This is a genomic window from Streptomyces sp. NPDC029139 (assembly GCF_055564335.1).
In genome coordinates, this window is sequence record NZ_JBVHWN010000004.1 from 481,938 (window position 1) to 507,230 (window position 25,293).

Genomic DNA, 25,293 nt, shown 5'->3' on the forward strand with positions numbered 1-25,293 from the left:
CGGTGAGAGCGCAGGCCAAGGGGGCTGGAAGAGTGTCGGCCAAGGGTTATTCCGCTGTGGGCGAACAGGGTGCGCCGAAACGGGCGAATGCCGCAAAACGCCCGGTGAAGGCTGCCTCGAAGGCTCCGTCCGGGGCGGCGCCCGAGGCGTCGGAGGCCCCGAAGGCGCCGAAGACTTCGCAGCCCGCAGTGAAGAAGGCGAAGAGCGCGAAGCCTGCCACGAAAGCCGCGACGCCTGCCGCCGGAACCGCGAAACCGGCCGCCAAAGCAGCGAAACCGGCCGCCAAAACCGCGAAGCCCGCTCCGGCGTCCGGGAAGCCGGAATCCCGGCTCGGAATGGTCCGCCGGGCCCGGAAGATCAACCGCGAGCTGGCCGAGGTCTATCCGTACGCCCACCCCGAGCTGGACTTCCGGAACCCCTTCGAGCTGCTCGTCGCCACGGTCCTCTCCGCCCAGACCACCGACCTGCGGGTCAACCAGACCACCCCCGCGCTCTTCGCGAAGTATCCGACCCCCGAGGACCTGGCCGCCGCCGTCCCCGAGGAGGTCGAGGAGCTGATCCGGCCCACCGGCTTCTTCCGCGCCAAGACCAAGTCGATCATGGGGCTCGCGACGGCCCTCCGGGACGAATTCGGGGGCGAGGTCCCCGGCCGCCTCGACGATCTGGTGAAACTGCCCGGAGTGGGCCGCAAGACCGCGTTCGTCGTCCTCGGCAACGCCTTCGGCGTGCCGGGCATCACCGTCGACACCCACTTCATGCGCCTCGCCCGCCGCTGGAAGTGGACCGCGAGCGACGACCCGGTCAAGATCGAGGCGGAGATCGCCGAGATCTTCCCGAAGGCGGAGTGGACGATGCTCTCGCACCGGGTGATCTTCCACGGCCGCCGGATCTGCCATGCCCGCAAGCCCGCCTGCGGCGCCTGCCCGATCGCCCCGCTCTGCCCCGCGTACGGGGAGGGCGAGACCGACCCGGAGAAGGCGAAGAAGCTCCTGAAGTACGAGAAGGGCGGCTTCCCCGGCCAGCGCCTGAACCCGCCCCCGGACTATCCCGGCCGTCCGGCCCCGCCCGCGCCCGGTGTGGCGCCCGGAGCCGGGGAGGCCGCCCCGTGAGCCGGGGAGCCTTCCGAGAGGGAACGAACCCGGCCACCGACGGCGTTGTGCATCACGGGGGTGCCTATGACGCGCACTGAAGAGACCGAAGAGACCGAGACGGACACCCGGGCCGCGACGAACGGCGTCGGCACCGGCGGCCTGCTGAGCCGGAACGGCCTGCCCGAGTGGCTCGTCCCGGTCGACCGTGCCGCCCGCGTCGTCGCGCCCGAGCAGCTCAGCCGCTTCCTGCCGCCCGCGAGCGGCGCCGGCCGCCAGTCCGCCGTCCTCATCCTCTTCGGCGAGGGCGAGCGCGGACCCGAGCTGCTGCTCATGGAGCGCGCTGGCTCCCTGCGCTCGCACGCCGGACAGCCCTCGTTCCCCGGCGGCGCCCTCGACCCCGAGGACGGCGCCCCGGCCGACGGCGGCCTGCTGCGGGCCGCGCTGCGCGAGGCCGAGGAGGAGACCGGCCTCGATCCCTCCGGCGTCCAGCTCTTCGGCGTGCTGCCCCAGCTCTACATCCCGGTCAGCGGGTTCGTCGTCACCCCCGTCCTCGGCTGGTGGCGCACCCCCACCCCGGTCGGGGTCGTCGACCCCGCCGAGACCGCCCGTGTCTTCACCGTCCCCGTGGCGGATCTCACGGACCCCGCGAACCGAGCGACCGCCGTCCACCCCAGCGGTCACAAGGGCCCGGCATTCCTCGTCGCATCCGCTCTGGTCTGGGGTTTTACGGCCGGCGTGATCGACCGACTGCTCCACTTCGCGGGCTGGGAGAAGCCCTGGGACCGGGCCAGGCAGGTCCCGCTGGACTGGCGGTCATGACAGGCTGACCTGCGAGGCCGGGGCGACCGAAGACGAATCTGCGAGGCTATTGACGGTGAACGTGCTGGACATCTTGTTGCTGCTCGCCGCCGTGTGGTTCGCGATCATCGGGTATCGCCAGGGTTTCGTGGTCGGCATCCTGTCGGTCGTCGGCTTCCTCGGCGGCGGCCTCGTCGCCGTCCTGCTGCTCCCGGTCGTCTGGGACTGGCTGACGAACAACTCGCAGGTCTCCACCACGGCGACGGTCGTCTTCGTGATCGTGGTCATCGTCTGCGCCTCGGTCGGCCAGGCGTTCACCACCCACCTCGGGAACAAGCTGCGCCGGCACATCACCTGGTCACCCGCGCGCGCCCTGGACGCCACCGGCGGCGCGCTGGTCAACGTCGTCGCGATGCTGCTGGTCGCCTGGCTGCTCGGCTCCGCCCTCGCCCGCACCTCCATGCCCACCCTGGGCAAGGAGGTCCGCAACTCCAAGGTGCTCCTCGGTGTCGAGCAGGTGATGCCCGATCAGGCGTCCGCCTGGTTCTCGAACTTCACCTCGACGCTCGCGCAGAACGGCTTCCCGCAGGTCTTCAGCCCGTTCGCCAACGAGCCCATCACCGCGGTCCGGCCCCCCGACCCGGCGCTCGCCGGCAGCCCGGTCGCCGCCCGGGCGCAGCGCTCCATCGTCAAGGTCGTCGGTACGGCGCCGAGCTGCGGCAAGGTCCTCGAAGGCACCGGCTTCGTCTTCTCGAACCGCCGCGTCATGACCAACGCCCATGTCGTTGGAGGCGTCGACGAGCCGACCGTCCAGATCGGCGGCGAGGGCAAGCTGTACGACGCCAAGGTCGTCCTCTACGACTGGCGGCGCGACATCGCCGTCCTGGACGTGCCGAACCTGGACGCCGAGCCCCTGCAGTTCACCGACGAGGACGCCCGCAGCGGCGACGACGCGATCGTCGCGGGCTTCCCCGAGAACGGCGCGTACGACGTCCGCTCGGCGCGCGTCCGGGGCCGTATCAACGCCCCCGGTCCGGACATCTACCACCGCGGCGAGGTGCGCAGGGACGTCTACTCCCTGTTCACGACGGTCCGTCAGGGGAACTCCGGCGGCCCGCTGCTCACCGCCGACGGCAAGGTCTACGGCGTGATCTTCGCCCGCTCCCTCGACGACCCGAACACCGGTTACGCGCTCACGGCCGACGAGATCCGCGAGGACATCGCCCTGGGCCGTGCGGCCGACCAGCAGGTCGACAGCCAGGGATGCGCGTTGTAAGTGAGGGTGCGGCTTGGCCGAACGGACGCGTACGGTCAGTCCCGGAGGTCAGTCACGGGTGTGCCTGAGCCGCGCGGAGACCCAGCGGGCCCGGCGGCGCAGAATGCGCGGAATGCCGATTCCCTCCGCGGGATGAGAGCGGCCCTGCTCCTGCGGACCACCTCTCTCGTGGGAGCTCGGCCCAGCGGTCGAGCGGCGGTTGCGTGCTGTGTCACCGTAGTCGTGCGTCCAGCCCATACCCCGACGTCTGCCCGGGGCCCATGGTCCGTAACCGCCCCGGGGCCCGCCAATTGGAGTATGCGCCGGGCACATGGCCGTTCGTCGAACGGGAGTCCGGTCAGCGGTCGGGCTCGGGGTCCTTGAGCCAGTTGATGAGCTCCGTGGAGAACGCCACCGGGTCCTCCTCGTGGGGGAAGTGCCCCAGCCCGTCGAAGAGTCGCCAGCGGTACGGCGCCTCCACGTACTCGCCCGAGCCGGCCGCGCTGCGCGTGCGCATCGCCGGGTCCATCGAGCCGTGCAGGTGCAGGGTGGGTACCCGCACAGGGCGCTTCATACGCCGGTTGAACTGGATTCCGTCCGGCCGTGCCAGGGACCGCACCATCCACCGGTACGGCTCGATCGAGCAGTGCGCGGTCGACGGGATGCACATCGCCCGCCGGTACACCGCGAGCGCCTCCTCGTCCGGCAGCCCAGGTCCCGACCAGTCCTCGATCAGCTTCCCCACCAGGGCCGCCTCGTCCGCGACGAGCTGACGCTCCGGCAGCCAGGGGCGCTGGAAGCCCCATACGTACGAACCGGCACGCGACTGCGAGAAGTCGGAGAGCATCGCCGAACGCCAGCGGCGGGGGTGCGGCATCGAGGAGACCGCGAGCCGGCGGACGAGCTTCGGCCGCATGACGGCAGCGGTCCAGGCCAGATAGCCGCCGAGGTCGTGTCCGACCAGCGCCGCGTCCGGCTCGCCGAGGGAGCGGACGACGCCGGTGATGTCGAGCGCCAGGTTGGCGGGGTCGTAGCCCCGGGGCGTACGGTCGCTGCCGCCCACGCCCCGCAGGTCCATCGCCACGGCCCGGAAGCCCGCGTCGGCGAGAGCCGGCAGCTGGTGGCGCCAGGTCCACCAGAACTGCGGGAAGCCGTGCAACAGCAGCACGAGCGGCCCATCGCCCATCTCGGCGATGTGGAAGCGCGCACCGTTGGCGGCCACGTCACGGTGGGTCCAGGGGCCTTCGATCCGTACGGGGCTGCCGCTGCCGTTGCTGCTCTCGGGGACGGTCATGCAGACGAGCGTCCCACAACAACGGCCTTGTCCTGGACCGTGCCGGGCAGCGCCACCCGCTCGGGGCGCGGGTGCGGCTTGGCGTTCTGCAGGATCGCGGCGGTCTGCTTGGCCGAGTTGATGGACTTCTCCGGCGGCTTGACCTTCTTGAACTTGGCGTAGGAGATCAGCCCGAGCAGCCCCGCGAGCAGGACGTTGGCCGCGAAGGAGAGCAGGAAGCACCAGGCGAGGTTCCAGCCGCCCTCGCCGTTGTGCCCGCCGGTCCAGGCGTTGATGCCGTACGCGAGGGCGAAGCTCAGCATCGGCAGCGAGAACAGGAGCACGGTGGCGGCCGCTCCGCCGGCGGCGCCGCCGATGGCCCCGCGCTTGACGTCCTGTCGGATCTCGGCCTTCGCCAGGGCGATCTCGTCGTGCACCAGCGCGGACATCTCGGCGGTCGCCGAGGCGACCAGCTGACCGAGGCTGCGCTCGGTTCCGTTGATCGGGTCGCTCATCGCTGCTCCCTCTTTTCCTCTACGGTCCGACCTCAGATCATGCCGGACTGTCGCCGTCATCGCGCGATGCCCCCGCCAGTTGGGCGCGCTCGCGGTGCTCGGCGGCCTTCTTCTCGTAGATCTCGGCCATCCGCAGGTGGTACGCCGGGTCGTCCTGCTCGTACATGTCGGGGATGCCGTCCTGGTCGTCGTCGCGGTCCTCCTCGGCGCACAGCGCCTGGTACCTCCGTACCCGCAGCTTGAGCAGGACCGTGGCGAGCACGGCCGCGATCAGCGAGCCGATCAGGACGGCCGCCTTGACCTCCTCGGTCAGGGCCGTGTCGCCCTCGAAGGCCAGCTCGCCGATGAGCAGCGAGACGGTGAAGCCGATGCCGGCGAGGGAGGCCACGGCGAAGACGTCGCCCCAGGCCAGATCCCGGTTGAGCGTCGCACTGGTGAAGCGCGCGGCCAGCCAGGTGCCGCCGAAGATGCCGACCGTCTTGCCGACCACCAGGCCGAGGACGACACCGAGGGTGACGGGCTGGGTGAAGACGTCGGCCAGCGACTTTCCGTTGACCGCGACGCCGGCCGAGAGCAGCGCGAAGAGCGGGACGGCGAGCCCGGCCGAAAGGGGGCGGACCAGGTGCTCGATGTGCTCGCCGGGGGAGTGCGCCTCCGTCTCGTGCCGCGTGCAGCGCAGCATCAGGCCCATGGCGACACCTGCGATGGTGGCGTGGACGCCGCTGTTGTACATCAGGCCCCAGACGACCAGGGCGAGCGGGACGTACACGTACCAGCCGCGGACGCCCTTGCGCAGCAGCAGCCAGAAGACGCCGAGCGCGGCGATGGCGCCGCCGAGGGCGGCGAAGTTCAGGTCGCTGGTGAAGAAGACCGCGATGATCAGGATCGCGAAGAGGTCGTCGACGACGGCGAGGGTCAGCAGGAAGGCGCGCAGCGCGGACGGCAGAGAGGTGCCGATGACGGCGAGCACGGCGAGCGCGAAGGCGATGTCGGTGGCGGTGGGCACGGCCCAGCCGTCCATCGAGCCGCCGCCGACGGCATTGGTCAGGACGTAGACGAGCGCGGGTGCGATCATGCCGCAGAGGGCGGCGACGACGGGGAGCGCGGCGGCCCGCGGGTCGCGCAGCTCGCCCGCGACGAGCTCGCGCTTGAGCTCGATGCCGGCGACGAAGAAGAAGATCGCGAGGAGGCCGTCGGCCGCCCAGTGCTGGAGGGAGAGGTCGAGCCCGAGGGCCGCGGGGCCCAGGTGGAAGCTCCGTACGGACTCGTAACTGGCACCGAGGGTGTTCGCCCAGACGAGTGCGGCGATGGCGGCCGCGAGGAGGAGTACGCCACCGACGGTCTCGGCGCGCAGCGCGTCGGCCAGGAACCGCCGTTCCGGCAACGGCAGACGGCCGAGGAAGGTGCGATCGGTGGGGGTGGGCGCGGGCACGGTGGGCGACCTCCGGTCGGTTTGGGCAAGGCGAAGCACATGCCGACCAGACTTCCCGGCGCACTTAGGTGTTTCTGTCGCGTCCCTGACGCGATCATTACGTTACCCAACGAGCCGGGGATGTGTCCGGTGAGCGTCACTTTAGGGACAGAACCGCCTTCCGGCCCGTTCTGCCCCGGCCGGCCGCCCGGAAACGGGGCGTCCGGAAAGGAGTGTCCGGGAGACGAAGGCGTCCGGACATGACGGCGCGGGGGACGCGGGTTCGGGGAAACGAGGGCTCGGGAAACGAGGGCGCCCGCCCCGGGGGTCCCGGGGCGGGCGCACATGAGACGTTCGGGCCGGTCAGTCCTCCGAGGACGCGCTCGGCAGCTGCGTCTGGATGAGGGCCATGACCGAGGAGTCGGTGAGGGTCGTGACGTCCCCCAGCTCCCGGTTCTCGGCGACGTCCCGCAGCAGCCGCCGCATGATCTTCCCGGAGCGCGTCTTCGGCAGCTCCGCCACCGGCAGCACCCGCTTCGGCTTCGCGATCGGGCCGAGGGTCGCACCCACGTGGTTACGCAGCTCAGCGACGAGGCCGTCGTTCACGCTCGCCGTGCCGCGCAGGATGACGAAGGCGACGATCGCCTGCCCGGTGGTCTCGTCGGCCGCGCCGACCACCGCCGCCTCGGCGACGGACGGGTGCGAGACGAGCGCGGACTCGACCTCGGTGGTGGAGATGTTGTGCCCGGAGACGAGCATGACGTCGTCGACCCGGCCGAGCAGCCAGATGTCGCCGTCCTCGTCCTTCTTCGCGCCGTCGCCGGCGAAGTACTTGCCCTCGAAGCGCGACCAGTAGGTGTCGATGAACCGCTGGTCGTCGCCCCAGATCGTGCGGAGCATCGACGGCCACGGCTCGGTGAGGACCAGGTAGCCGCCGCCTCCGTTCGGCACCTCGTGGGCCTCGTCGTCGACGACGGTGGCGGAGATGCCGGGGAGCGGGCGCTGGGCCGAGCCCGGCTTGGTCTCGGTGACGCCCGGCAGCGGCGAGATCATCATCGCGCCGGTCTCGGTCTGCCACCAGGTGTCCACGATCGGGGTCTTGCCGGCGCCGATGTGCTCGCGGTACCAGATCCACGCCTCGGGGTTGATCGGCTCGCCGACCGAGCCGAGAACGCGCAGGCTCGACAGGTCGAACTTCGCGGGGATGTCGTCGCCCCACTTCATGAACGTACGGATCGCGGTCGGCGCGGTGTAGAGGATCGTGACCCCGTACTTCTGGACGATCTCCCAGAACCGGCCCTGGTGCGGGGTGTCCGGAGTGCCCTCGTACATGACCTGCGTCGCGCCGTTGGCCAGCGGCCCGTACGTGATGTACGAGTGGCCGGTCACCCAGCCGATGTCGGCGGTGCACCAGTAGACGTCGGTCTCCGGCTTGAGGTCGAAGACGGCGTGGTGGGTGTACGCGGCCTGGGTGAGGTACCCGCCGGAGGTGTGCAGGATGCCCTTCGGCTTACCCGTCGTGCCGGAGGTGTAGAGGATGAAGAGCGGGTGCTCGGCCTCGAACGCCTCGGGGGTGTGCTCGGCGGACTGGCGGGCGACGATGTCGTGCCACCACACGTCCCGGCCCTCGGTCCACGCGACGTCCTGGCCGGTGCGGCGCACGACGAGCACGTGCTGGATGTTGTCGACCCGGCCGAGGGCCTCGTCGACGGCGGGCTTGAGGGCGCTCGGCTTGCCGCGGCGGTAGCCGCCGTCCGCCGTGATGACGAGCTTGGCGTCGGCGTCCTCGATGCGCGTGGCGATGGCGTCGGCGGAGAAGCCGCCGAAGACCACGGAGTGCGCGGCGCCGACGCGGGCGCAGGCCAGCATCGAGACGACGGCCTCGGGGATCATCGGGAGGTAGATCGCCACCCGGTCGCCCTTGGTGACGCCCAGCTCGGTCAGGGCGTTGGCGGCCCGGGAGACCTCGTCCTTGAGCTCGGCGTAGGTGAGGGAGCGGCTGTCGCCGGGCTCGCCCTCGAAGTGGATGGCGACGCGCTCGCCGTTGCCGGCCTCGACGTGCCGGTCGACGCAGTTGTACGCCACGTTGAGTTCGCCGTCGGCGAACCACTTGGCGAAGGGCGGGTTCGACCAGTCGAGGGTCTCGGTGGGCTCGGTGGCCCAGGCGAGCCGCTTGGCCTGCTCGGCCCAGAAGCCCAGCCTGTCCGCCTCGGCCTGCTCGTACGCCTCCGCCGTCACGTTGGCGCCCGCGGCCAGCTCGGCCGGCGGCGCGAACCGCCGCTCTTCCTTGAGCAGGTTGGCCAGGCTTTCGTTGCTCACGACATCTCCCTTTCCCAGGGCGTCCTATGTGCCTATGTGTCCCGCGTCATAGCTCATCAGTCAGATGCCCGGGTGACAAGAGTCTCCAGGAAATTGGTTTAGACCTATGGGGTGGCGGGCGTGCGGTGGCCCCTCCCTCCCGAGCGGTGGGAAGAAGGGGCCATACAGTCTCACGGGCGCTCGGACGCGAAGGTTCAGGACGCGCGGGCTTCCTGTCGGGCCGAAGGCGGGACCAGATCGAAGACGTCGTCGTACCCGTGCGGCTCGTCGGACTCCGCGAGCAGATACGCCTGGGCCTCGCCGACGTGGAAGTACATCCCGTGCAGCGTGAGCGTCCCGTCGGCGAGCCGCCGGGCCACCGCGTCGTACGCCCGCAGGTGGTCGAGCTGCTGGACCACGTTGGTCAGGCAGAGCTGCTCGACCGCGTCGGCCGGCAGCCTCCCGGAGATCCGGGCCCAGGCGTGTCTGCGGCTCTTCATACGCTCCAGGCTGGGCAGACCGTGCCGCAGCCAGCGCCGCAGCGGCGTCGGCGGATCGTCCGCCGTGCTGCCGAGCAGGGCCTGCATCGCCCCGCAGCCCGAGTGTCCGCAGACGGTGATCGACTGCACGCCCAGCACCTCCACCGCGTACTCGATCGCCGCCGCCACCGAGTCGTCCCCGGCCTCCTCGCCGGGCAGCGGGACCAGATTGCCCACGTTCCGTACGGTGAAGAGGTCACCGGGCCCGCTGGCGGTGATCATGCTCGTGACGAGGCGGGAGTCGGCGCAGGTGAGGAACAGCTGCGACGGGTTCTGGCCCTCGCGCGCGAGGCGGGCGAGCTCGTCACGCACCAGCGGGGCCGTATTGCGCTGGAAGGTACCGATGCCGCTGGCCAGTTGGTGCCCGGTCGCGCGGCGCGCCCGGCCGGCCGGGTGGTGCTCGCCGCAGTGGTTGCGCCAGGGCGTCCAGGGGCGGCAGCAGACGTCCGACTCCGAGTTCGGCTCGGTGATCCGGGCGCCGGTGGGGCCGGTCATCTCGACCGTGGCCCCGTGCGCCGCCTGCCAGTCGTGCAGCGCCTCGTACGCCGCGTGGTCCATGAACGACCCGTCCAGCTCGATCACGACCTCGGAGGCGTCGGGAATCGTGTGCAGGATCCGGCTCAGCCGTGGCACGGCGAGGAAGGTCAGCTGGCCGCGGATCCGGACCCGCCAGCGGCCGTCCTTCTCCTCGTGGGTGATGCGGGTGCGGGCGAGCCGGTGCAGGGCGACGGCGGTGGCGACCGCGATCCCGAGGGCGACGCCCTCCAGGATCCCGAACAGGACCACACCGGTGACCGTGGCCGCGTAGACGAGGGCTTCGCGGTGCCGGGTGACCGTACGGATGTGGGTGATGCTCACCATCTGGATGCCGACGACCATCACGAGCGCGGCGAGGGCCGGCAGCGGGATCAGGTCCAGGACCGGCACCAGCAGGAACGCGGCCAGGATCACCCACAGGCCGTGCAGCATCGTGGAGTTGCGGCTGACGGCGCCCGCGGAGACGTTGGCGACGCTGCGGACCGCGACACCGGCGACGGGCAGGCCGCCGAGCGCGCCGGACACCATGTTCGCCGCGCCCTGGCCCGCCAGCTCGCGGTCGAGCCGGGAGCGGGGGACCCCGACGCCGCGGTCGGGCCGGGCGGACACCAGCTTGTCGACGGCGACGGCGGAGAGCAGCGACTGCACGCTGGTGACGAGGGTGATCGTGAGCACGCCCGCCGCGATGCCGAGTGCCGGACCCTCGGGCAGCCCGACGAGGGCGTGGCTGCTCCAGGAGGGGAGGTCGACGCGCGGTACGCGCAGCCCCGCGACGACGGCCACGAGGGTGGCCAGGGCCACGGAGGCGAGGGCGGCCGGTGCCTTCCGTACGAACCGGCCAGCGCGGCCGGGCAGGCGCGGCCACAGGAGCAGGACGGCGATCGTGAGCACGCTGACGGCCAGTCCGGTGAGGTGCGGGTCGCCCAACTGGGCCGGAAGCGCGATGACATTGGCGACCACGGAGCTCTGCGGTGTGCCGCCGAGGACGATGTGGAGCTGGGCGAACGCGATGGTCACGCCGATTCCGGCGACCATGCCGTGCACGATCGCGGGGGAGACGGCGAGGGCGGAACGGGCCACCCGGAGGGCGGCCAGGCCGAGTTGGGCGAGTCCGGCGAGGACGGTGATGGCGCAGGTGGTGCGCCAGCCGTACCGCTGGATCAGCTCGGCGGTGACCACCGTGAGTCCCGCGGCGGGGCCGCTGACCTGGAGCGGCGCCCCGCCGAGCCGGCCGACCACGATGCCGCCGACGGCGGCGGCCACGAGGCCGGCCTGGAGCGGGGCTCCGGTGGCGAGTGCGATGCCGAGGGAGAGCGGCAGCGCGATCAGGAAGACGGCGATCGACGCGGACACGTCGGCGCCCGCGATACGGAGGCGTGGGCGGCGGCCGGGCGGGCTGTGGGGCCGCTGGGTCGGGGTACGGCGGATGGGCATGCAGACAGTCATTGGTTCCCGTCTCCTCCGGGGCAGCGCGGTCGCGGCTCGTGCGGGACGAACGTGGGGGTCGCGGCCGTGGGTCACGGCGTGCAGCGGCGGGATTCCGAGCGTGGATCCTCATCGCGAGTATCAACGCTCAGTAAATGGATCGTAATGCAGAGTAAAGTCTGCGGCATTATTTTCGGGGCAAACAGGGCAATGATTCACCGGTTCCGGTGAATGGTGTGCAGAGTTCCGCTTGTCGTTTCATCTCTTCGGCCGCCGTGGTGCGACGTTGACGCCGCTCGCACGGAACCGAGGAGAGGTGGGCGGATGACAACCGCCGGGAGAAGGACCACTGCCCGCACCAGGATGCTCGCCGTCGGCGCTCTCGCCGTCGCCCTGATCACCGGCCTCGCCGGCTGCTCGGGCTCCGGCGGACCGGGTGGCGACCAGGGCGCGCCGGGCACGAAGAAGGACCCGGCCGCGGCCCCGGAGAGCCCGGTACGGCTGATCGGCGACGGCTCCACCGCCTTCACCGGCGCCCAGCCCCACCAGCCGGTCTGGCAGAAGCTGAAGCCGGGCGAACAGCCGCCGCAGTTCGTGGTCTTCTCCTGGGACGGCGCGGGCGAGGACAGCCAAAAGCTCTTCTCCCACTTCCGCAAGGTGGGCAAGAAGTACGACGCGACCATGACGTACTTCCTCAGCGGTGTGTATCTGCTCCCCGAGGAGAAGCGGAAGCTCTACAACCCGCCCCAGCACGCGCCCGGCCGCTCGGACATCGGCTTCAACGACACCGAGGGCATCCGCGCCACCGTCCGCGAGCTCCGCGGGGCCTGGCAGGAGGGCAACGAGGTCGGCACGCACTTCAACGGCCACTTCTGCGGCAAGGAGAGCGGCGTCGGCAACTGGTCGGTCGAGGACTGGAAGAGCGAGATCCTCCAGGCCAAGTCCTTCGTGAAGAACTGGAAGACGAACTCCGGTCTCACCGCCGAGCAGCCCCTCCCGTTCGACTACGACAAGGAGCTCGTCGGCGCCCGCACCCCGTGCCTCGAGGGGCGCAAGAACTTCGTCCAGGCGGCGTCCCAGATGGGCTTCCGCTACGACACCAGTGGCGTCAACGACCAGATCTGGCCCAAGAAGGACCACGGTCTCTGGGACCTGTCGATGCAACTCGTCCCGGTCCCGGGCCGCGCCTTCCAGACCCTCGCCATGGACTACAACTTCCTGGTCAACCAGTCCGGTACGACCAAGGGCGACCCGGCCATGCACACCTTCTGGGGCAACCAGATGCGCGACGGCCTGGTGCAGGCCTTCAACCGGTCGTACCACGGCAACCGCGCGCCGCTGATCATCGGCAACCACTTCGAGTCCTGGAACGGCGGCACGTACATGCGCGCCATCGAGGAGACCATCGCCACGGTCTGCGTCCAGAAGGACGTGAAGTGCGTGTCCTTCCGGCAGCTCGCGGACTGGCTGGACGCCCAGGACCCCGCGGTGATCGAGAAGATGCGGACCCTCAAGGTGGGCGAGGCTCCGAAGGGCGGCTGGGCGGCCTTCCTGGCCCCGCAGGCCCCCGCCCAGCCCGCGCAGGCCGGCGCGCAGCCCGCCGGAGCGCGGGACGAGCGCCGCTGAGCCCTCGCTCGGCACGAAGCCGGGGCCGGCCCGAGCGATCGGGTCGGCCCCTGGTCTCGGATCCGGTGTGCGGCCAGGGGCGACCTCTGGTCTCGCATGCGGTGTACGGCCAGGGGCGACCCCCGGCCTCGGATCCGGTGTGCGGCCCGCGCCGGTCGCGGGCGACGTCAGCTGGGCTGGGGCACCGCACGCGCCTCGTCGAGCACGAAGTCGGGGTCGACCTGCGCGGCCAGGTCGGCCCCGGTCTTCGCGTTCCCCCAGCTCTCCGCGTTCTTCAGATGGAAGTGCACCATCTGGCGCGTGTACCGCTCCCAGTCGCGGTGCGCGTACGAGTCGTCCGCCGCGTTCTGGAGGGCCTGGAGCGCCATGCGGTTGTCCGCCTCCAGAAGTTCGAAGCGGGCCGGTCGGCCCTTCTCCATCGACCGCACCCAGTCCGAGTGGCCGACCGTCACCAGCAGGTCGTCGCCCACCTCGGCGCGCAGGAAGTCGATGTCGTCCTGGCCCTGCACCTTGTTGCCGACGACCTTGAGCGCGACACCGAAGTCCCGCGCGTACTCCTTGTACTGGCGGTAGACCGAGACGCCCTTGCGGGTCGGCTCGGCGACCAGGAACGTCATGTCGAAGCGGGTGAACATCCCGGACGCGAACGAGTCCGAGCCCGCCGTCATGTCGACGACGACGTACTCGTCCTCCCCGTCGACCAGGTGGTTCAGGCACAGCTCCACCGCGCCGACCTTGGAGTGGTAGCAGGCCACCCCGAGATCCGACTCGGTGAACGGCCCCGTCGCCATCAGCCGGATGTCCCCGTCGTCGAGGCGCACGGTCCGCGCGCACGCCTCGTACACCGGGTTGTCCTCGCGGACCCGCAGCAGCCGTGAACCCTCACCGGGCGGGGTCGTCTTGATCATCGTGTCGGCGGAGGCGATCCGCGGGTTCGAGCCCCGCAGATACTCCTTGATCAGTGGCAGGTGCGCCCCCATCGCGGGCAGCGCCGCCGCCTCGGTCTCGTCGAGACCCAGCGCGGTCCCGAGATGCTGGTTGATGTCGGCGTCCACCGCGACGACGTGGGCTTCGTTGGCGGCGAGGTGGCGGATGAAGAGCGAGGACAGCGTGGTCTTCCCGCTGCCGCCCTTCCCTACGAAAGCGATCTTCATGTTCACCTAGGGTAGCGGCATGACTGCTGGGCGTGGTCGAAGTGCGTGAAGAACGCCACTCCGACGTGGGGCGGTGGCCCCGGGGCGCGTAGCCTCCCTACTTATGAGTACGCACGCCTCTGACCCCCTGGCCGCCCTCGGCTCCCTGCCGGGCGTCGCCGAATCGGTGGACTCCGTACGCAAGGCCGTCGACCGGGTCTACGGACACCGCGTGATGCGGCGCCGCAGCAACGAGATCACCTCCGAGGCGGCCCTGCGCGGGGCGCGCGGTTCGGCCGCGCTCTCCGGCGCCGACTGGGCGCTGGAGGAGGTCCGCCGGCGGACCGACTTCGGCGGGGACGCCGAGGCGCGCACGGTGGGCGCGGCCCTGCGGCTCGGTGCCGAGGCCGGTCAGCTGCTCTCCATCTGGCGCCAGTCGCCGCTGCGCGTGCTGGCCCGCCTGCACCTGGTCGCGGTGGGCGACAGCGGCGACCTCGCGGACTCCGTCGGCAGGCCCCGGCAGGCCGGTGAGGCGGTCGACGAGCCGCTGATCGAGGCGCCGCTGCCGGACCCGGCCGAGGTCGCGGGTCGGCTCGACGGGCTCTCGGAGCTGATCATCGCGGGCGGTACGGCTCCGGCGCTGGTGACCGCGGCCGTGGTGCACGGTGAACTGCTCGCGCTGCGGCCGTTCACCTCGTACAACGGGTTGATCGCCCGGGCCGCCGAGCGGATCGTGCTGATCGGCAGCGGGCTCGACCCGAAGTCGATCTGCCCGGCCGAGGTCGGGCACGCCGAGCAGGGGCGTGCCGCGTACGTCGCGGCGTTCGACGGGTACCTGTCGGGGACGCCGGAGGGCATGGCCGCCTGGATCGCCCACTGCGGGCGGGCCGTGGAGCTGGGTGTCCGGGAGTCGACGGCGGTCTGCGAGGCGCTCCAGCGCGGCGCCGCCTAAAACATCGCGGAGGGCCGCAGGGGGCCGCGGCGGGAGTCGCCCGAAAAGGGTTGCGGCGGTACCAGTGCTGGTACCGCCGCTGGCACGTCTGCCGAGTTACCAAGCGTCCTCGATATGTGCCCATCAGGCGGGGAACTTTGCCCGTCGCCTGGTGCGGCTGGCCCGTAATCGACGGGTCGACGTCGCGTGGGTGCTCAGCTTCTGTGCGTGGTCCGTGGGGCCTTCTTGCTCAACAGGTGATCCTCTCGGATGTCCTAGGTCTCGCGGGCCTGATTCCTTTCTACTCCTGTCGAGTGGGATGCGAAAGTCCTGACCACACTTCTTTGCTTTCAGCTCAAATCCGGGCAAAGTGATCGGCAAGAGCGCTCTGTCGCCGGCGGTTGGCGTACCAGACCAGTCCGGCGGTCGCGGCGGCGGCGCCCACGGCGGCCACGGCCACGAGGGCGGGACGCGGAGGCATGCGGAAGGCCGGCAGACGCTGCTTGAGCCGGACCGGCCGCTCGAAAGCCAGGATCGGCCAGTCCCGGGCGAGCGCCTCGCGGCGGAGCGTCCGGTCGGGGTTGACGGCGTACGGGTGGCCCACGGCCTCCAGCATCGGCACGTCGGTCGCCGAGTCGCTGTACGCGTAGCAGCGCGCGAGGTCGTAGCCCTCCGACTCCGCGAGCTCGCGGATCGCCTCGGCCTTCGTGGGCCCGTAGGCGTAGTACTCCACCTCCCCGGTGAAGCAGCCGTCGTCCCCGACGACCATCCGCGTGGCGACGACCCGGTCGGCGCCCAGCATCTCGCCGATCGGCTCCACCACCTCGGCGCCGGAGGTCGAGACGATCACCACGTCGCGGCCGGCGGCGTGGTGCTCCTCGATGAGGGAGGCCGCCTCGTCGTAGATGAGCGGGTCGATCAGATCGTGCAGGGTCTCGGCGACGAGCTCCTTGACCTGCGAGACGTTCCAGCCTTTGCAGAGCGCGGAAAGATATTCGCGCATCCGCTCCATCTGATCGTGGTCGGCGCCGCCCACGAGGTAGACGAACTGGATGTAGGCCGTCCGCAGGACGGCGCGGCGGTTGATCAGCCCGCCTTGGTAGAAGGACTTGCTGAAGGTCAGCGTCGACGACTTCGCAATGACCGTCTTGTCCAGGTCAAAGAAGGCGGCTGTGCGCGGCAACGAGTGGTTTTCCACGAGCCGAGCATAGGTGCCCGCCATTCGGCGTACGCTCGGGCGTGTGGGTTTGCCTGAGAGGGCTCTCGGGTACACCATGGAAGTCACGGATCGTTCGCGACCGTGCTAACCCGGTCCGGCTCCTCCCCCCCCGAGTCGGCCGGAGAGACGACCCCCGCTCTCCCCCCCGGCGGGGGTCGTCGCATGTCCGGACGCGTTTTCGTCCTCTTGAACCCCATCGCTCCCCCTTCCCGCGGCTGTGTGGCCGAGGCGGCGCCCCGCCCTCGATTCGTCACTCAGCGTAGCGGAAGTGATGCTCTCCGGGCATCCCCGGTATGGGGCACGGAGATATTCACAAGGGGCGAGTTATCCACAGTTTTTGAGCAAGATCCCCACGATTTTCTGTAGGGCGGCACGGTGATTCCCGCCGCGAACTCCGCGGACGCAAGGAATCACCGATCTCGGCGGCGCGACGGGCGCCGGCGGGATCGCACCGACAGGGGGCGTGTGCTGTGGCGGGAACCATGACATTCAGAGCGTCGCGAGGCCGCGCGGCCTCGCGGTCGGCCGGCTCCGCGGGAGCACCCGAGGGGGAGACGGCCGGCGGGGGACGCCGGACCGGGCCGCTGATCCTGACCGAGGACCTGGCCCTGCTCGACGACCTGCTGAGGCTGTGCGCCGCCGCGGGAGCCGATCCGGAGGTGCACCACACGGTGCCGGAACACCGTGCGAGCTGGGCCGATGCCCCGCTCGTCCTGGTCGGCGAGGACGCCGCGACGCGGTGCCGGGGGGCCGCACGCCGGCCCGGGGTGATCCTCGTCGGCCGGGGCGCCGAGGGCCGGGAGGACCCCGACGTGTGGCGGCGGGCCGTCGAGATCGGCGCCGACTGCGTACTGCGGCTGCCCGACGCCGAGAGCTGGCTCGTCGACCGGATCGCCGACGCCGTCGAGGGCGCCGGAAAGCAGGCGCTGACGGTCGGCGTCATCGGCGGACGCGGCGGTGCCGGCGCCTCCACGCTGGCCTGCGCCCTCGCGCTGGCCGGAGCGAGGACGGGGCGGCGAACCCTGCTGGTGGACGGCGACCCGCTCGGCGGCGGACTCGACGTCCTCCTCGGCGGGGAACGGACCGAAGGCAGACGGTGGCCGGACTTCGCCGCCTCGAAGGGAAGGGTCGCCGGCGGCGCCCTGGAGGAGTCGCTGCCCTCGCTGCGCGGGCTGCGAGTGCTCAGCTGGGACCGTGGCGACTCGGTTCTCGTGCCGCCCCAGGCCATGCGCTCGGTGCTCGCCGCGGCGCGCAGGCGGGGCGGGATCGTCGTCGTGGACCTGCCCCGCCGGATCGACGCGGCGGTGACCGAGGCGCTGGCGCAGCTGGACCTCGGACTCCTCGTCGTCCCCGGGGAGCTGCGGGCCGTCGCGGCGGCCCACCGTGTCGCCTCCCTCGTGGGCCTGGTGCTGAGCGATCTGCGTGCGGTGGTACGCGGGCCGTACGCACCGGGACTCGACGATCAGTGGGTGGCGAACGCGCTGCGGCTGCCACTCGCCGGAGAACTGCCGCACGACCCCGGCCTCCTGGACGCCCTCGACAGCGGCGCGCCCCCGGGTGGTGAGGCGCGGGGACCGCTCGGCCGGTTCTGCGCGGAGTTCTGGGAGCGCGCGCTGACCCCGGAAGGGGCGTCGTGAGCAGCCCGGTGACCCTCACCAGCGTCGGTGGCGGCGTCGGTGGCGGTGACGGCGGGGGAGGCGCGGGACTGCTGGAGGCCGTGCGGCAGCGGCTCGCGGAGAGCGGCGCCGACCCCACACCGGCACGGGTCGCGGCGGCGCTGCGGGCGCAGGGACGGCTGCTCGGGGACACGGAAGTCCTGGGCGCGGCGGAGGCGTTGCGGTGCGAGCTGGTCGGCACGGGCCCGCTGGAACCACTCCTCGCCGATCCCGCCGTCACCGACGTACTGGTCTCCGCGCCCGATCGGGTCTGGGTCGACCGGGGAGCCGGTCTCGAACTCACCGACGTCCGCTTCGCGGACGCGCCCGCCGTACGCCGGCTGGCGCAGCGGCTCGCGGCGGCGGCCGGCCGCCGTCTGGACGACGCCCGTCCCTGGGTGGACGCCCGGCTGCCGGACGGGACCCGTATGCACGCCGTGCTGCCGCCCGTGGCGGTCGGCTCGACCTGCCTGTCGCTGCGGGTGGTGCGGCCGCGGGCCTTCTCCGTGGGGGAGCTGACCGCGGCGGGTACGGTCCCGCCGGGCGGGGAGCGGATCCTGCGGGCACTGATCGACGCCCGGGTCTCCTATCTGATCTCCGGTGGTACGGGATCGGGAAAGACGACCCTGCTGTCCACCCTGCTCGGTCTGGTCGGCGAGCGGGAGCGGATCGTCCTGGCCGAGGACTCGTCCGAACTGCGGCCCGACCATCCGCACGTGGTGCGCCTGGAGGCGCGCCCGGCGAACCAGGAGGGTGCCGGTCTGGTGACCCTGCGGGACCTGGTCCGGCAGGCACTGCGGATGCGGCCCGACCGTCTGGTGGTCGGCGAGGTCCGGGGCGGCGAGGCCGTCGATCTGCTGGCCGCTCTCAATACGGGCCACGAGGGCGGCTCCGGAACGGTCCATGCCAACACGGCGGCGGACGTACCGGCCCGGCTCGAAGCGCTCGGCACGGCCGCCGGTCTCGACCGGGCGGCGCTGCACAGCCAGTTGGGGGCCGGACTCTCGGTGGTGCTGCATCTCGTACGGGACCGGGCGGGGTGCCGGCGGATCGCCGAGATCCACGTCCTAGAAAGGGACCGTGAGGGGCTGGTGGTGACCGTGCCCGCGCTGCGCTGGGGAGCGGCCGGGTTCGTGCGGGACCGGGGATGGGAGCGGCTGCGGTCGCTGATCGGGGGTGAGTGGTGAGGGTGGAGCAGTGGGCGCCGGCCCAGAGCGCGGCGGTGGTGTGCGCCGGGGCGGCGATCTGGCGGCTGGCCGAGCGGGAGCGGGGACTGCGCAGGGCGCGGGTGGTGCTGGCCGGGGTGGGGGCCGTGGGAGCCCCGAATGGCCCAGGACGAGGCCGCCCGACGCTGCGGGCGGCCGGCGAACGGTGGTGGGGTGTGGTGCGGGGACGGCGCGCCTGGTGGTGCCTGCCGGTGGCGGGAGTGCTCGCCCTCCTCGGGGAGTCGCCGCTCCCGCTGGCGGCGGGGGCCCTCGCGGTACCGCTGGCCGGGCGCAGGCTGCGCGCGGCGGCGCTCCGCAAGGAGCGGGAGGCGCGGTCCGACGCGGTCGTGGCCCTGTGCGGCACGGTCGCGGGCGAGCTGAGAGCCGGCCGGCAGCCCGCACAGGCGCTGCTCTTCGCGGTCGGGGCGACCGGTGCGCTGGGCCCGCGGGAGGAGGCGGAGGTGCTCGCGGCGGCCCGGTTCGGTGGGGACGTGCCGGGAGCGCTGCGGCGGGCTGCCCGGCAGGACGGTGCCGACGGCCTGGCCGGCCTGGCGGCCTGCTGGCAGGTCGCGGTGGACGGGGGCGCGGGGCTCGCCGCGGGGATCGACCGGTTGGAGGCCGCCCTCAGGGAGCACCGGGACCAGAGGGAGCGGTTGAGGGCCCAACTGGCCGGGGCCTGGGCGACGGTGACCGTGCTCGCTGTGCTCCCGGCCGTGGGGCTCGTGCTCGGTTCGGCGTTGGGCGCACGACCGTTGCACGTGCTGTTGCACACGCCGGTGGGGTGGGGGTGCCTCGCCGTCGGCGGCGCCCTGGAAGCGGCCGGCCTGTGGTGGGCCGCGCGGATCGTCCGGGGAGGTGAGCGGGCGTGAGCGGATCGATGTGGCTCCTGGGCGAGTTCACCCCTCGGCTGGGGGTGGTGCTCGCGCCGGCCGGGGCGCTCGCCTGGGCCGGTTGGACCCTGGTGGACCGGCGGCGTGAGCGGCGGACGCGCACGCGCCTGGCGGCCTTGCTGGGTGCCGGGTTCGAGCGCCGGGGGAGGCGCGGGCCGGAGTTTCCGTCCTGGCTGCGGAGTTGGGCGGAGCCGCTCGCGGGAGCCGCCGCCGGGTGGGCGCTGATCGGTGGCGCGACCGGCCTCCTGGCAGGTGCCGCGGCGGGTTGGGGCGCACGCCGCTTCCGTGAACGCCGGGCCCCGGCGACGGGTGACGACGGTGCGGCCGTACGGCAACTCCCGCTCGCCGCCGATCTGCTGGCGGCCTGTGTGTCGGCGGGGGCGGGGCCCGGAGAGGCGGCGGAGGCGGTGGGCCGATCGCTGGGAGGCCCGGTCGGCGAGCGGCTGTCCCGGACGGCGGCGGAGCTCCGCCTGGGCGGTGAACCGGCCGATGTCTGGCGGAGGTTCGGCGCGATACCCGGCGCCGAGGGCTTGGCCCGCTGCCTGGAACGGGCCGGCTCCTCCGGGGCGCCCGCCGCGGAGGCCGTGTCGAAGCACGCGGCCGACCTGCGGGCGGACCACGCGCGGAAGACGGCGGCCCGGGCGCAGCGGGCGCAGGTGCTGATCACCGCGCCCGTGGGGCTCTGCTTCCTGCCCGCTTTTCTGGCGGTGGGGGTCGCTCCGGTGGTGATCGGCCTCGCGAGCGGCCTGCTGCGGCACTGACGGGCGCGGGGCACGCGGCGGCGGGCGGAACGCGCGACGCGGCAGACAGAACACAGAACACAGAACACAGAACACAGAACACAGAACACGGAACACCGAGGACGAACACGCCGACGCCGCAAGGCGGACGGCATCACATGGGGGTTGGCATGAAGCGGATGAACGCGTGGTGGCGGGCCCGGTGGGCGGCCCGGAGCGATGCCGGGATGACCACGTCGGAGTACGCGATGGGAACGATCGCGGCCGCGGCCTTCGCGACCGTGCTGTACAAGATCGTGACCGGTGGTTCGGTCTCAGGAGCGTTGGAATCCCTGGTCGGGAAGGCGCTCGATGCGCCGTTCTGAGGACCGGGGCGCCGTGACCGTGGAGGCCGCGATGGCCCTGCCGGCCCTGGTGGTGTTCACCATGGCCATGGTCTGGGCGCTCGCCGCCGCGGCGGCGCAGATCCAGTGCGTGGACGCGGCACGCGCCGGGGCGCGGGCGGTGGCCCGTTCGGAGCCGGCGGCAGGGGCGGAGGCGGCCGCCCGGGCGGCCGCGCCCGAGGGTGCTCGGGTCGGCGTCACCCGGTCGGGCGAGCTGTGGCGGGTGACGGTGGAGGTGGCGGCGCCGGGGCCGGGCGGGATGGGTCTCACGCTGCGCGCCGGGGCGGCGGCGCTCGCCGAGGACACGGTGGGGGTGACGGCACCGTGACCAGGGACGGGACGGCCGAGAGGGCCGTGGTGGCCCGGCTGCGCGGAGACCGCGGGGCGGCGACGGTGTGGACGGCGTTCGCGGCCTGTGTCCTGTGCGTGGTGTTCGGGGCGGTGCTCGCGCTGGGGCAGGCGGTGGCGGCCCGGCACCGTGCGGGCGGCGCCGCGGACCTGGCGGCGCTCGCCGCCGCCGACCGGGCCCTGTGGGGTGAGGAGGTCGCCTGCGCGGCGGCGACCCGGGTGGCGGGCGCGCAGGGGGCGTCCGTGCTGCGGTGCTCGGTGCGCGGTGACGTCGCGGACGTGACCGCGGCGGTGCGGCAGGGGCCCTACACGCCCGCTGTCAGGGCGCGGGCCGGGCCTGCTGAGGCTCTTCCGGGGCTTCCCGCAGCAGTTCCGTGAGGAGGCGCACGGCGCCGCGCTTGTGGAGCGGGTCGTTGCCGTTGCCGCACTTGGGCGACTGGATGCAGGAGGGGCAGCCCGCCTCGCACTCGCACGAGGCGATCGCCTCGCGGGTGGCCGTCAGCCACGCGCGGGCGGTGTGGAAGGCGCGCTCGGCGAAGCCCGCGCCGCCCGGGTGGCCGTCGTAGACGAAGACGGTGGGCAGCAGGGTGTCCGGGTGGAGCGGGATCGACACCCCGCCGATGTCCCAGCGGTCGCAGGTGGCGAAGAGCGGGAGCATGCCGATCGAGGCGTGTTCGGCGGCGTGCAGGGCGCCTCCGAGGATCTCCGGGTTGATCCGGGCGGCGTCCAGCTGGTCCTCGGTGACCGTCCACCACACGGCCCGGGTGCGCAGGGTGCGGGGCGGCAGGTCGAGCTTGGTCTCGCCGAGGACCTCGCCGGTGATCAGACGGCGGCGCAGGAAGGAGACGACCTGGTTGGTGACCTCGACGGAGCCGTAGCAGAGGCGGCCGGCTCCCCAGGGGATCTCGGTGTCGGTCTCGAGGACGGAGATGGAGGTGGTGTCCCGGGCGGTGGTGGAGTACGGCGGGGCGGCCTCCTCGACCAGGGCCACGGAGTCCTTCAGGTCGAGGGTCTTCACCAGGTAGGTGCGGCCCTGGTGCAGGTGGACGGCGCCCTCGTGGACGGCGGTGTGGGAGGCGGCCTCGTCGACCGTGCCGAGGAGGCGGCCGGTGGCGGCCTCCACGATCTGGACGGGGCTGCCGCCCCCGCCACGGATGTCGGTCAGGTCGGCGGCCCGCTCGCGGCGGGTCCAGTACCAGCCGGTGGACCGCTTGCGCAGAAGGCCGGCGGCCTCCAGCTGGGGCAGCAGCTCGGGGACGGCCGGGCCGAAGAGGGCCAGGTCCGGTTCGGTGAGCGGAAGCTCCGCGGCGGCGGCGCACAGGTGGGGGGCGAGGACGTACGGGTTGTCGGGATCCAGCACGGTCGACTCGACCGGCTGCTGGAACAGCGCCTCGGGGTGATGGACGAGGAAGGTGTCCAGGGGGTCGTCGCGGGCGATCAGGATCGCCAGGGCGCCCTCGCCGGAGCGGCCCGCGCGGCCCGCCTGCTGCCACAGGGAGGCCCGCGTGCCCGGGTAGCCGGCGATCAGCACGGCGTCCAGGCCCGAGACGTCCACGCCCAGCTCCAGGGCGGTCGTGGCGGCCAGGCCGAGCAGCTCGCCCGAGTGCAGGGCACGCTCCAGGGCCCGGCGCTCCTCGGGAAGGTAGCCGCCGCGGTAGGCGGCGACCCGCCGGGCGAGGGAGCGGTCGACCTCGGCGAGGCGTTCCTGGGCGATGACCGAGATCAGCTCGGCGCCGCGCCGGGAGCGTACGAAGGCGACCGAGCGGACGCCCTGGACGGTCAGGTCGGTCAGCAGATCGGCGGTCTCGGCGGTGGCCGTGCGGCGCACCGGGGCGCCCTGCTCGCCGTGGAGCTCGGTCAGCGGCGGCTCCCAGAGGGCGAAGACCAGCTCGCCGCGCGGGGAGGCGTCGTCGGAGACCTCCGTGATCGGCAGGCCGGTCAGCCGGCCGGCGGCGAGGGCGGGCTCGGCCGAGGTGGCGGAGGCCAGCAGGAAGACGGGATCCGCGCCGTACCGGGCGCAGACGCGGCGCAGGCGACGCAGCACCTGGGCGACGTGGGAACCGAAGACGCCACGGTAGGTGTGGCACTCGTCGATCACGACGAAGCGCAGCGAGCGCAGGAAGGAGGACCACCTGGGGTGGGCGGGCAGTATGCCCCGGTGGAGCATGTCGGGGTTGGTGAGCACGTAGTTCGCGTACTGGCGGACCCACTCGCGCTCCTCGACCGGCGTGTCGCCGTCGTAGACGGCCGGCCGGACCCGGTTGCCGAGCGGGGCGGCCAGCTCACGCACGGCGCGCCGCTGGTCGGCGGCCAGGGCCTTGGTGGGGGCAAGGTACAGGGCGGTGGCGCCCCGGCCGTTGGCGGCCTCCGAGCCGTCCAGGAGGGTGGACAGGACCGGGGCGAGATAGGCCAGCGACTTGCCCGAGGCGGTGCCGGTCGCGATCACCACGGACGCGCCGTCCAGAGCGTGCTCCGCGGCCTCCGCCTGATGGGCCCAGGGGTGCTCGATTCCCGCCGCCTGGATCGCGCCGATCACTTCCGGCCGGATGCGATGCGGCCAGACCGCATGACGACCCTCCCGGGCGGGCAAGTGCTCCGTATGAGTGATGCGCGCGGCCCGGCTCCCGCCCGAGGAGAGCCGGTCGAGGACCATGCCGGGAGAGGGGCGGCTGCCCATGTCCCCGGCAGGTCGACTGGGGCGCTGATTCTTGGCCATCGGCACCGAGTGTGTCACTGGCATGACGGACAATGCTCCCAAGGCGTCGTGCATGGCTGCTGGTAAGTGATTGAATGCCATCGCGGCTGGCGATCCGTCCCCCGACTCCGACGGGGAGACCCGAGGGGCGACCGCTCGATAGCAAGGTGCTGGAGGATCCGTGGACCTGTCCCTGTCGACTCGCAATGTGTCCGGCCCGAGTGGCGACCGTACGGTCGTCGAGGTCGGTGGCGAGATTGATGTGTATACCGCGCCCAAGCTGCGCGAGCAGTTGGTCGAGTTGGTGAACGACGGCAGCTACCACCTGGTTGTCGACATGGAGGGCGTGGACTTCCTCGACTCGACCGGCCTCGGCGTGCTGGTGGGTGGCCTGAAGCGCGTGCGCGCGCACGAGGGCTCGCTGCGCCTCGTCTGCAACCAGGAGCGCATTCTGAAGATTTTCCGGATCACCAGCCTGACCAAGGTGTTCCCCATTCACACCACGGTCGACGAGGCCGTCAACGCCACTGACTGACGGCCGTCGGGGCGTCGGAAGAAGGAAGGGAGAGCCGGGCCGACAGGCCCGGTCCTCCGAGTTGCCCGCCCATACGTTCCTAGGGGGACCGCATGGCCACCGTTGAACTCCGCTTCAGCGCCCAGCCCGAGCACGTCCGCACGGCTCGCCTCGTGGCGGCCGCGGTGGCGCGCCGGGCCGGAGTCGACGAGGCGGTTCTCGACGAGGTCAGACTCGCCGTCGGCGAGGCGTGTTCCCGTGCCGTCGGGCTGCACCGCAGCAGCGGTGTCACCACGCCCATCCAGGTCGTCCTGACCGAGGAGGAGAAGACGTTCTCCATTGAGGTCGGCGACGGGGCCCCAGGCATCGGGGCGGCGGCCGAGGCCGCCGGTGTGCCCGGCGCGCGGGGCGAGGCTCCGGCCGAGGGGCCGGGCGACGCCGACCCCGAGGACGAGATGGGTCTCGCGGTGATCCGCGGGCTCGTCGACGACGTCGAGGTACGGGCGGGCGAGGAGGGCGGGATCATCAGGATGACCTGGCCGACCACGCCGGCGATCGCCCTTCCCTGAGCCTCCCCACGGTTACGCCCTCCCCAGGGCGTGGCGTCGGGACCGGAGCGCCGGGACCGCCCGGACGGCCGAGTGTCGGGACCGGAGCGCCGGGACCGCCCGGACGGCCGAGCGTCGGGATCGGACCACCGGGACCGCCCGGACGGCCGTGCGCGGAGATCGCTTCTTCGGAGCGTTCGTCGGACAGCTTCTCGATTCGCTTCTGAAACACCATTCCCCCGAATGGCGCACGCCGATCCATCG

23 protein-coding genes are annotated in these 25,293 nt (G+C 72.3%); 14 read left to right on the forward strand and 9 right to left on the reverse strand.

All coding sequences use genetic code 11. The features are described 5' to 3' along the window. The first annotated feature begins 32 nt into the window (after positions 1-32). The 3 genes from nth to ACZ4VW_RS13345 all read left to right on the forward strand — a co-directional run bounded on the left by nth (position 33) and on the right by ACZ4VW_RS13345 (position 3,165). Positions 33-1,109 carry an endonuclease III gene (nth, locus tag ACZ4VW_RS13335; protein WP_467961605.1) on the forward strand — a complete coding sequence of 359 codons (1,077 nt, stop codon included), beginning with the start codon at positions 33-35 and terminating at the stop codon, positions 1,107-1,109. A 66-nt stretch (positions 1,110-1,175) separates the two neighbouring features. Beyond that, on the forward strand, positions 1,176-1,910 hold the full coding sequence (locus ACZ4VW_RS13340; protein WP_467961607.1) for an NUDIX hydrolase: 735 nt from the start codon (positions 1,176-1,178) through the stop codon (positions 1,908-1,910). 55 nt (positions 1,911-1,965) lie between these two features. After that, the gene (locus tag ACZ4VW_RS13345; RefSeq protein ID WP_467961609.1) at positions 1,966-3,165 is read left to right on the forward strand and encodes a MarP family serine protease; all 1,200 of its coding nucleotides are present in this window, start codon (positions 1,966-1,968) and stop codon (positions 3,163-3,165) included. A 48-nt stretch (positions 3,166-3,213) separates the two neighbouring features. Here ACZ4VW_RS13345 and ACZ4VW_RS13350 read toward each other — a convergent pair whose 3' ends face one another. The 6 genes from ACZ4VW_RS13350 to ACZ4VW_RS13375 form a co-directional block, all read right to left on the reverse strand. Then, positions 3,214-3,402 carry a hypothetical protein gene (locus ACZ4VW_RS13350; protein WP_467961611.1) on the reverse strand — a complete coding sequence of 63 codons (189 nt, stop codon included), beginning with the start codon at positions 3,400-3,402 and terminating at the stop codon, positions 3,214-3,216. Positions 3,403-3,502: 100 nt separating this feature from the next. Continuing rightward, positions 3,503-4,438 (reverse strand): alpha/beta fold hydrolase, encoded by a 936-nt coding sequence (locus ACZ4VW_RS13355; protein WP_355113250.1) that lies wholly within the window; start codon positions 4,436-4,438, stop codon positions 3,503-3,505. Then, positions 4,435-4,932, reverse strand: coding sequence for a phage holin family protein (locus tag ACZ4VW_RS13360; protein ID WP_467961613.1), 498 nt, complete (start codon positions 4,930-4,932; stop codon positions 4,435-4,437). The genes ACZ4VW_RS13355 and ACZ4VW_RS13360 overlap by 4 nt, the downstream gene beginning before the upstream one ends. A gap of 37 nt (positions 4,933-4,969) precedes the next feature. Further along, entirely contained in the window at positions 4,970-6,364 is a 1,395-nt protein-coding gene (gene nhaA / locus ACZ4VW_RS13365) for a Na+/H+ antiporter NhaA (protein WP_467961615.1), read from the reverse strand. A gap of 342 nt (positions 6,365-6,706) precedes the next feature. Then, entirely contained in the window at positions 6,707-8,662 is a 1,956-nt protein-coding gene (gene acs, locus ACZ4VW_RS13370; RefSeq protein ID WP_467961617.1) for an acetate--CoA ligase, read from the reverse strand. Positions 8,663-8,856: 194 nt separating this feature from the next. Further along, complete coding sequence (locus ACZ4VW_RS13375; RefSeq protein ID WP_467961619.1) at positions 8,857-11,163, reverse strand: SulP family inorganic anion transporter; 2,307 nt, start codon at positions 11,161-11,163, stop codon at positions 8,857-8,859. 303 nt (positions 11,164-11,466) lie between these two features. On the opposite strand from ACZ4VW_RS13375, the gene ACZ4VW_RS13380 reads away from it, so the two are divergent. Beyond that, complete coding sequence (locus ACZ4VW_RS13380; protein ID WP_467961621.1) at positions 11,467-12,768, forward strand: polysaccharide deacetylase family protein; 1,302 nt, start codon at positions 11,467-11,469, stop codon at positions 12,766-12,768. A 167-nt stretch (positions 12,769-12,935) separates the two neighbouring features. Here the strand turns inward: ACZ4VW_RS13380 and ACZ4VW_RS13385 are convergent, their stop codons facing one another. Continuing rightward, on the reverse strand, positions 12,936-13,922 hold the full coding sequence (locus tag ACZ4VW_RS13385) for an ATP-binding protein (protein WP_467961623.1): 987 nt from the start codon (positions 13,920-13,922) through the stop codon (positions 12,936-12,938). A 103-nt stretch (positions 13,923-14,025) separates the two neighbouring features. Between ACZ4VW_RS13385 and ACZ4VW_RS13390 the strand changes: the two genes are divergently transcribed. Next, positions 14,026-14,853 (forward strand): Fic family protein, encoded by an 828-nt coding sequence (locus tag ACZ4VW_RS13390; RefSeq protein WP_467961624.1) that lies wholly within the window; start codon positions 14,026-14,028, stop codon positions 14,851-14,853. A gap of 334 nt (positions 14,854-15,187) precedes the next feature. On the opposite strand, the gene ACZ4VW_RS13395 is transcribed toward ACZ4VW_RS13390, so the two are convergent. Beyond that, the gene (locus ACZ4VW_RS13395) at positions 15,188-16,054 is read right to left on the reverse strand and encodes an HAD family hydrolase (protein WP_467961626.1); all 867 of its coding nucleotides are present in this window, start codon (positions 16,052-16,054) and stop codon (positions 15,188-15,190) included. Positions 16,055-16,533: 479 nt separating this feature from the next. On the opposite strand from ACZ4VW_RS13395, the gene ssd reads away from it, so the two are divergent. The 7 genes from ssd (at position 16,534) to ACZ4VW_RS13430 (ending at position 21,650) form a co-directional block, all read left to right on the forward strand. After that, positions 16,534-17,688 (forward strand): septum site-determining protein Ssd, encoded by a 1,155-nt coding sequence (ssd, locus tag ACZ4VW_RS13400; protein ID WP_467961628.1) that lies wholly within the window; start codon positions 16,534-16,536, stop codon positions 17,686-17,688. Positions 17,689-17,696: 8 nt separating this feature from the next. Continuing rightward, entirely contained in the window at positions 17,697-18,893 is a 1,197-nt protein-coding gene (locus tag ACZ4VW_RS13405) for a TadA family conjugal transfer-associated ATPase (protein ID WP_467961896.1), read from the forward strand. A gap of 2 nt (positions 18,894-18,895) precedes the next feature. Beyond that, positions 18,896-19,780 (forward strand): type II secretion system F family protein, encoded by an 885-nt coding sequence (locus tag ACZ4VW_RS13410; protein ID WP_467961630.1) that lies wholly within the window; start codon positions 18,896-18,898, stop codon positions 19,778-19,780. Positions 19,781-19,788: 8 nt separating this feature from the next. Then, entirely contained in the window at positions 19,789-20,562 is a 774-nt protein-coding gene (locus ACZ4VW_RS13415; protein ID WP_467961898.1) for a type II secretion system F family protein, read from the forward strand. 137 nt (positions 20,563-20,699) lie between these two features. Next, a complete protein-coding gene (locus tag ACZ4VW_RS13420; RefSeq protein ID WP_467961632.1) occupies positions 20,700-20,906 on the forward strand; it encodes a DUF4244 domain-containing protein in 207 nt (68 codons plus the stop codon). Then, positions 20,893-21,252: a TadE family type IV pilus minor pilin gene (locus ACZ4VW_RS13425; protein WP_467961634.1), complete on the forward strand. Its 360-nt coding sequence runs from the start codon at positions 20,893-20,895 to the stop codon at positions 21,250-21,252. Before ACZ4VW_RS13420 ends, ACZ4VW_RS13425 begins: the two co-directional genes overlap by 14 nt. Continuing rightward, the gene (locus tag ACZ4VW_RS13430) at positions 21,249-21,650 is read left to right on the forward strand and encodes an Rv3654c family TadE-like protein (protein ID WP_467961636.1); all 402 of its coding nucleotides are present in this window, start codon (positions 21,249-21,251) and stop codon (positions 21,648-21,650) included. The genes ACZ4VW_RS13425 and ACZ4VW_RS13430 overlap by 4 nt, the downstream gene beginning before the upstream one ends. On the opposite strand, the gene ACZ4VW_RS13435 is transcribed toward ACZ4VW_RS13430, so the two are convergent. Further along, on the reverse strand, positions 21,592-24,069 hold the full coding sequence (locus tag ACZ4VW_RS13435; RefSeq protein ID WP_467961638.1) for a DEAD/DEAH box helicase: 2,478 nt from the start codon (positions 24,067-24,069) through the stop codon (positions 21,592-21,594). The genes ACZ4VW_RS13430 and ACZ4VW_RS13435 overlap by 59 nt on opposite strands. 79 nt (positions 24,070-24,148) lie before the next feature. Between ACZ4VW_RS13435 and ACZ4VW_RS13440 the strand changes: the two genes are divergently transcribed. Both ACZ4VW_RS13440 and ACZ4VW_RS13445 read left to right on the forward strand, forming a co-directional pair. Continuing rightward, complete coding sequence (locus ACZ4VW_RS13440) at positions 24,149-24,502, forward strand: STAS domain-containing protein (protein WP_467961640.1); 354 nt, start codon at positions 24,149-24,151, stop codon at positions 24,500-24,502. A gap of 92 nt (positions 24,503-24,594) precedes the next feature. Then, a complete protein-coding gene (locus tag ACZ4VW_RS13445) occupies positions 24,595-25,050 on the forward strand; it encodes an ATP-binding protein (RefSeq protein ID WP_467961642.1) in 456 nt (151 codons plus the stop codon). The last annotated feature ends 243 nt before the right edge of the window (positions 25,051-25,293 follow it).

Coding starts and splice junctions, on each gene's coding strand:
- ACZ4VW_RS13340 (WP_467961607.1), top strand. CDS start 1,176: ATGACGCGCACTGAAGAGACCGAAGAGACCGAGACGGACACCCGGGCC.
- ACZ4VW_RS13415 (WP_467961898.1), top strand. CDS start 19,789: ATGTGGCTCCTGGGCGAGTTCACCCCTCGGCTGGGGGTGGTGCTCGCG.
- ACZ4VW_RS13375 (WP_467961619.1), bottom strand. CDS start 11,163: ATGACTGTCTGCATGCCCATCCGCCGTACCCCGACCCAGCGGCCCCAC.
- ACZ4VW_RS13435 (WP_467961638.1), bottom strand. CDS start 24,069: ATGGCATTCAATCACTTACCAGCAGCCATGCACGACGCCTTGGGAGCA.
- ACZ4VW_RS13390 (WP_467961624.1), top strand. CDS start 14,026: ATGAGTACGCACGCCTCTGACCCCCTGGCCGCCCTCGGCTCCCTGCCG.
- ACZ4VW_RS13420 (WP_467961632.1), top strand. CDS start 20,700: ATGGGGGTTGGCATGAAGCGGATGAACGCGTGGTGGCGGGCCCGGTGG.
- ACZ4VW_RS13445 (WP_467961642.1), top strand. CDS start 24,595: ATGGCCACCGTTGAACTCCGCTTCAGCGCCCAGCCCGAGCACGTCCGC.
- ACZ4VW_RS13350 (WP_467961611.1), bottom strand. CDS start 3,402: ATGGGCTGGACGCACGACTACGGTGACACAGCACGCAACCGCCGCTCG.
- ACZ4VW_RS13385 (WP_467961623.1), bottom strand. CDS start 13,922: ATGAAGATCGCTTTCGTAGGGAAGGGCGGCAGCGGGAAGACCACGCTG.
- ACZ4VW_RS13395 (WP_467961626.1), bottom strand. CDS start 16,054: ATGGCGGGCACCTATGCTCGGCTCGTGGAAAACCACTCGTTGCCGCGC.
- ACZ4VW_RS13355 (WP_355113250.1), bottom strand. CDS start 4,438: ATGACCGTCCCCGAGAGCAGCAACGGCAGCGGCAGCCCCGTACGGATC.
- ACZ4VW_RS13360 (WP_467961613.1), bottom strand. CDS start 4,932: ATGAGCGACCCGATCAACGGAACCGAGCGCAGCCTCGGTCAGCTGGTC.
- ACZ4VW_RS13380 (WP_467961621.1), top strand. CDS start 11,467: ATGACAACCGCCGGGAGAAGGACCACTGCCCGCACCAGGATGCTCGCC.
- ACZ4VW_RS13425 (WP_467961634.1), top strand. CDS start 20,893: ATGCGCCGTTCTGAGGACCGGGGCGCCGTGACCGTGGAGGCCGCGATG.
- ssd (WP_467961628.1), top strand. CDS start 16,534: ATGACATTCAGAGCGTCGCGAGGCCGCGCGGCCTCGCGGTCGGCCGGC.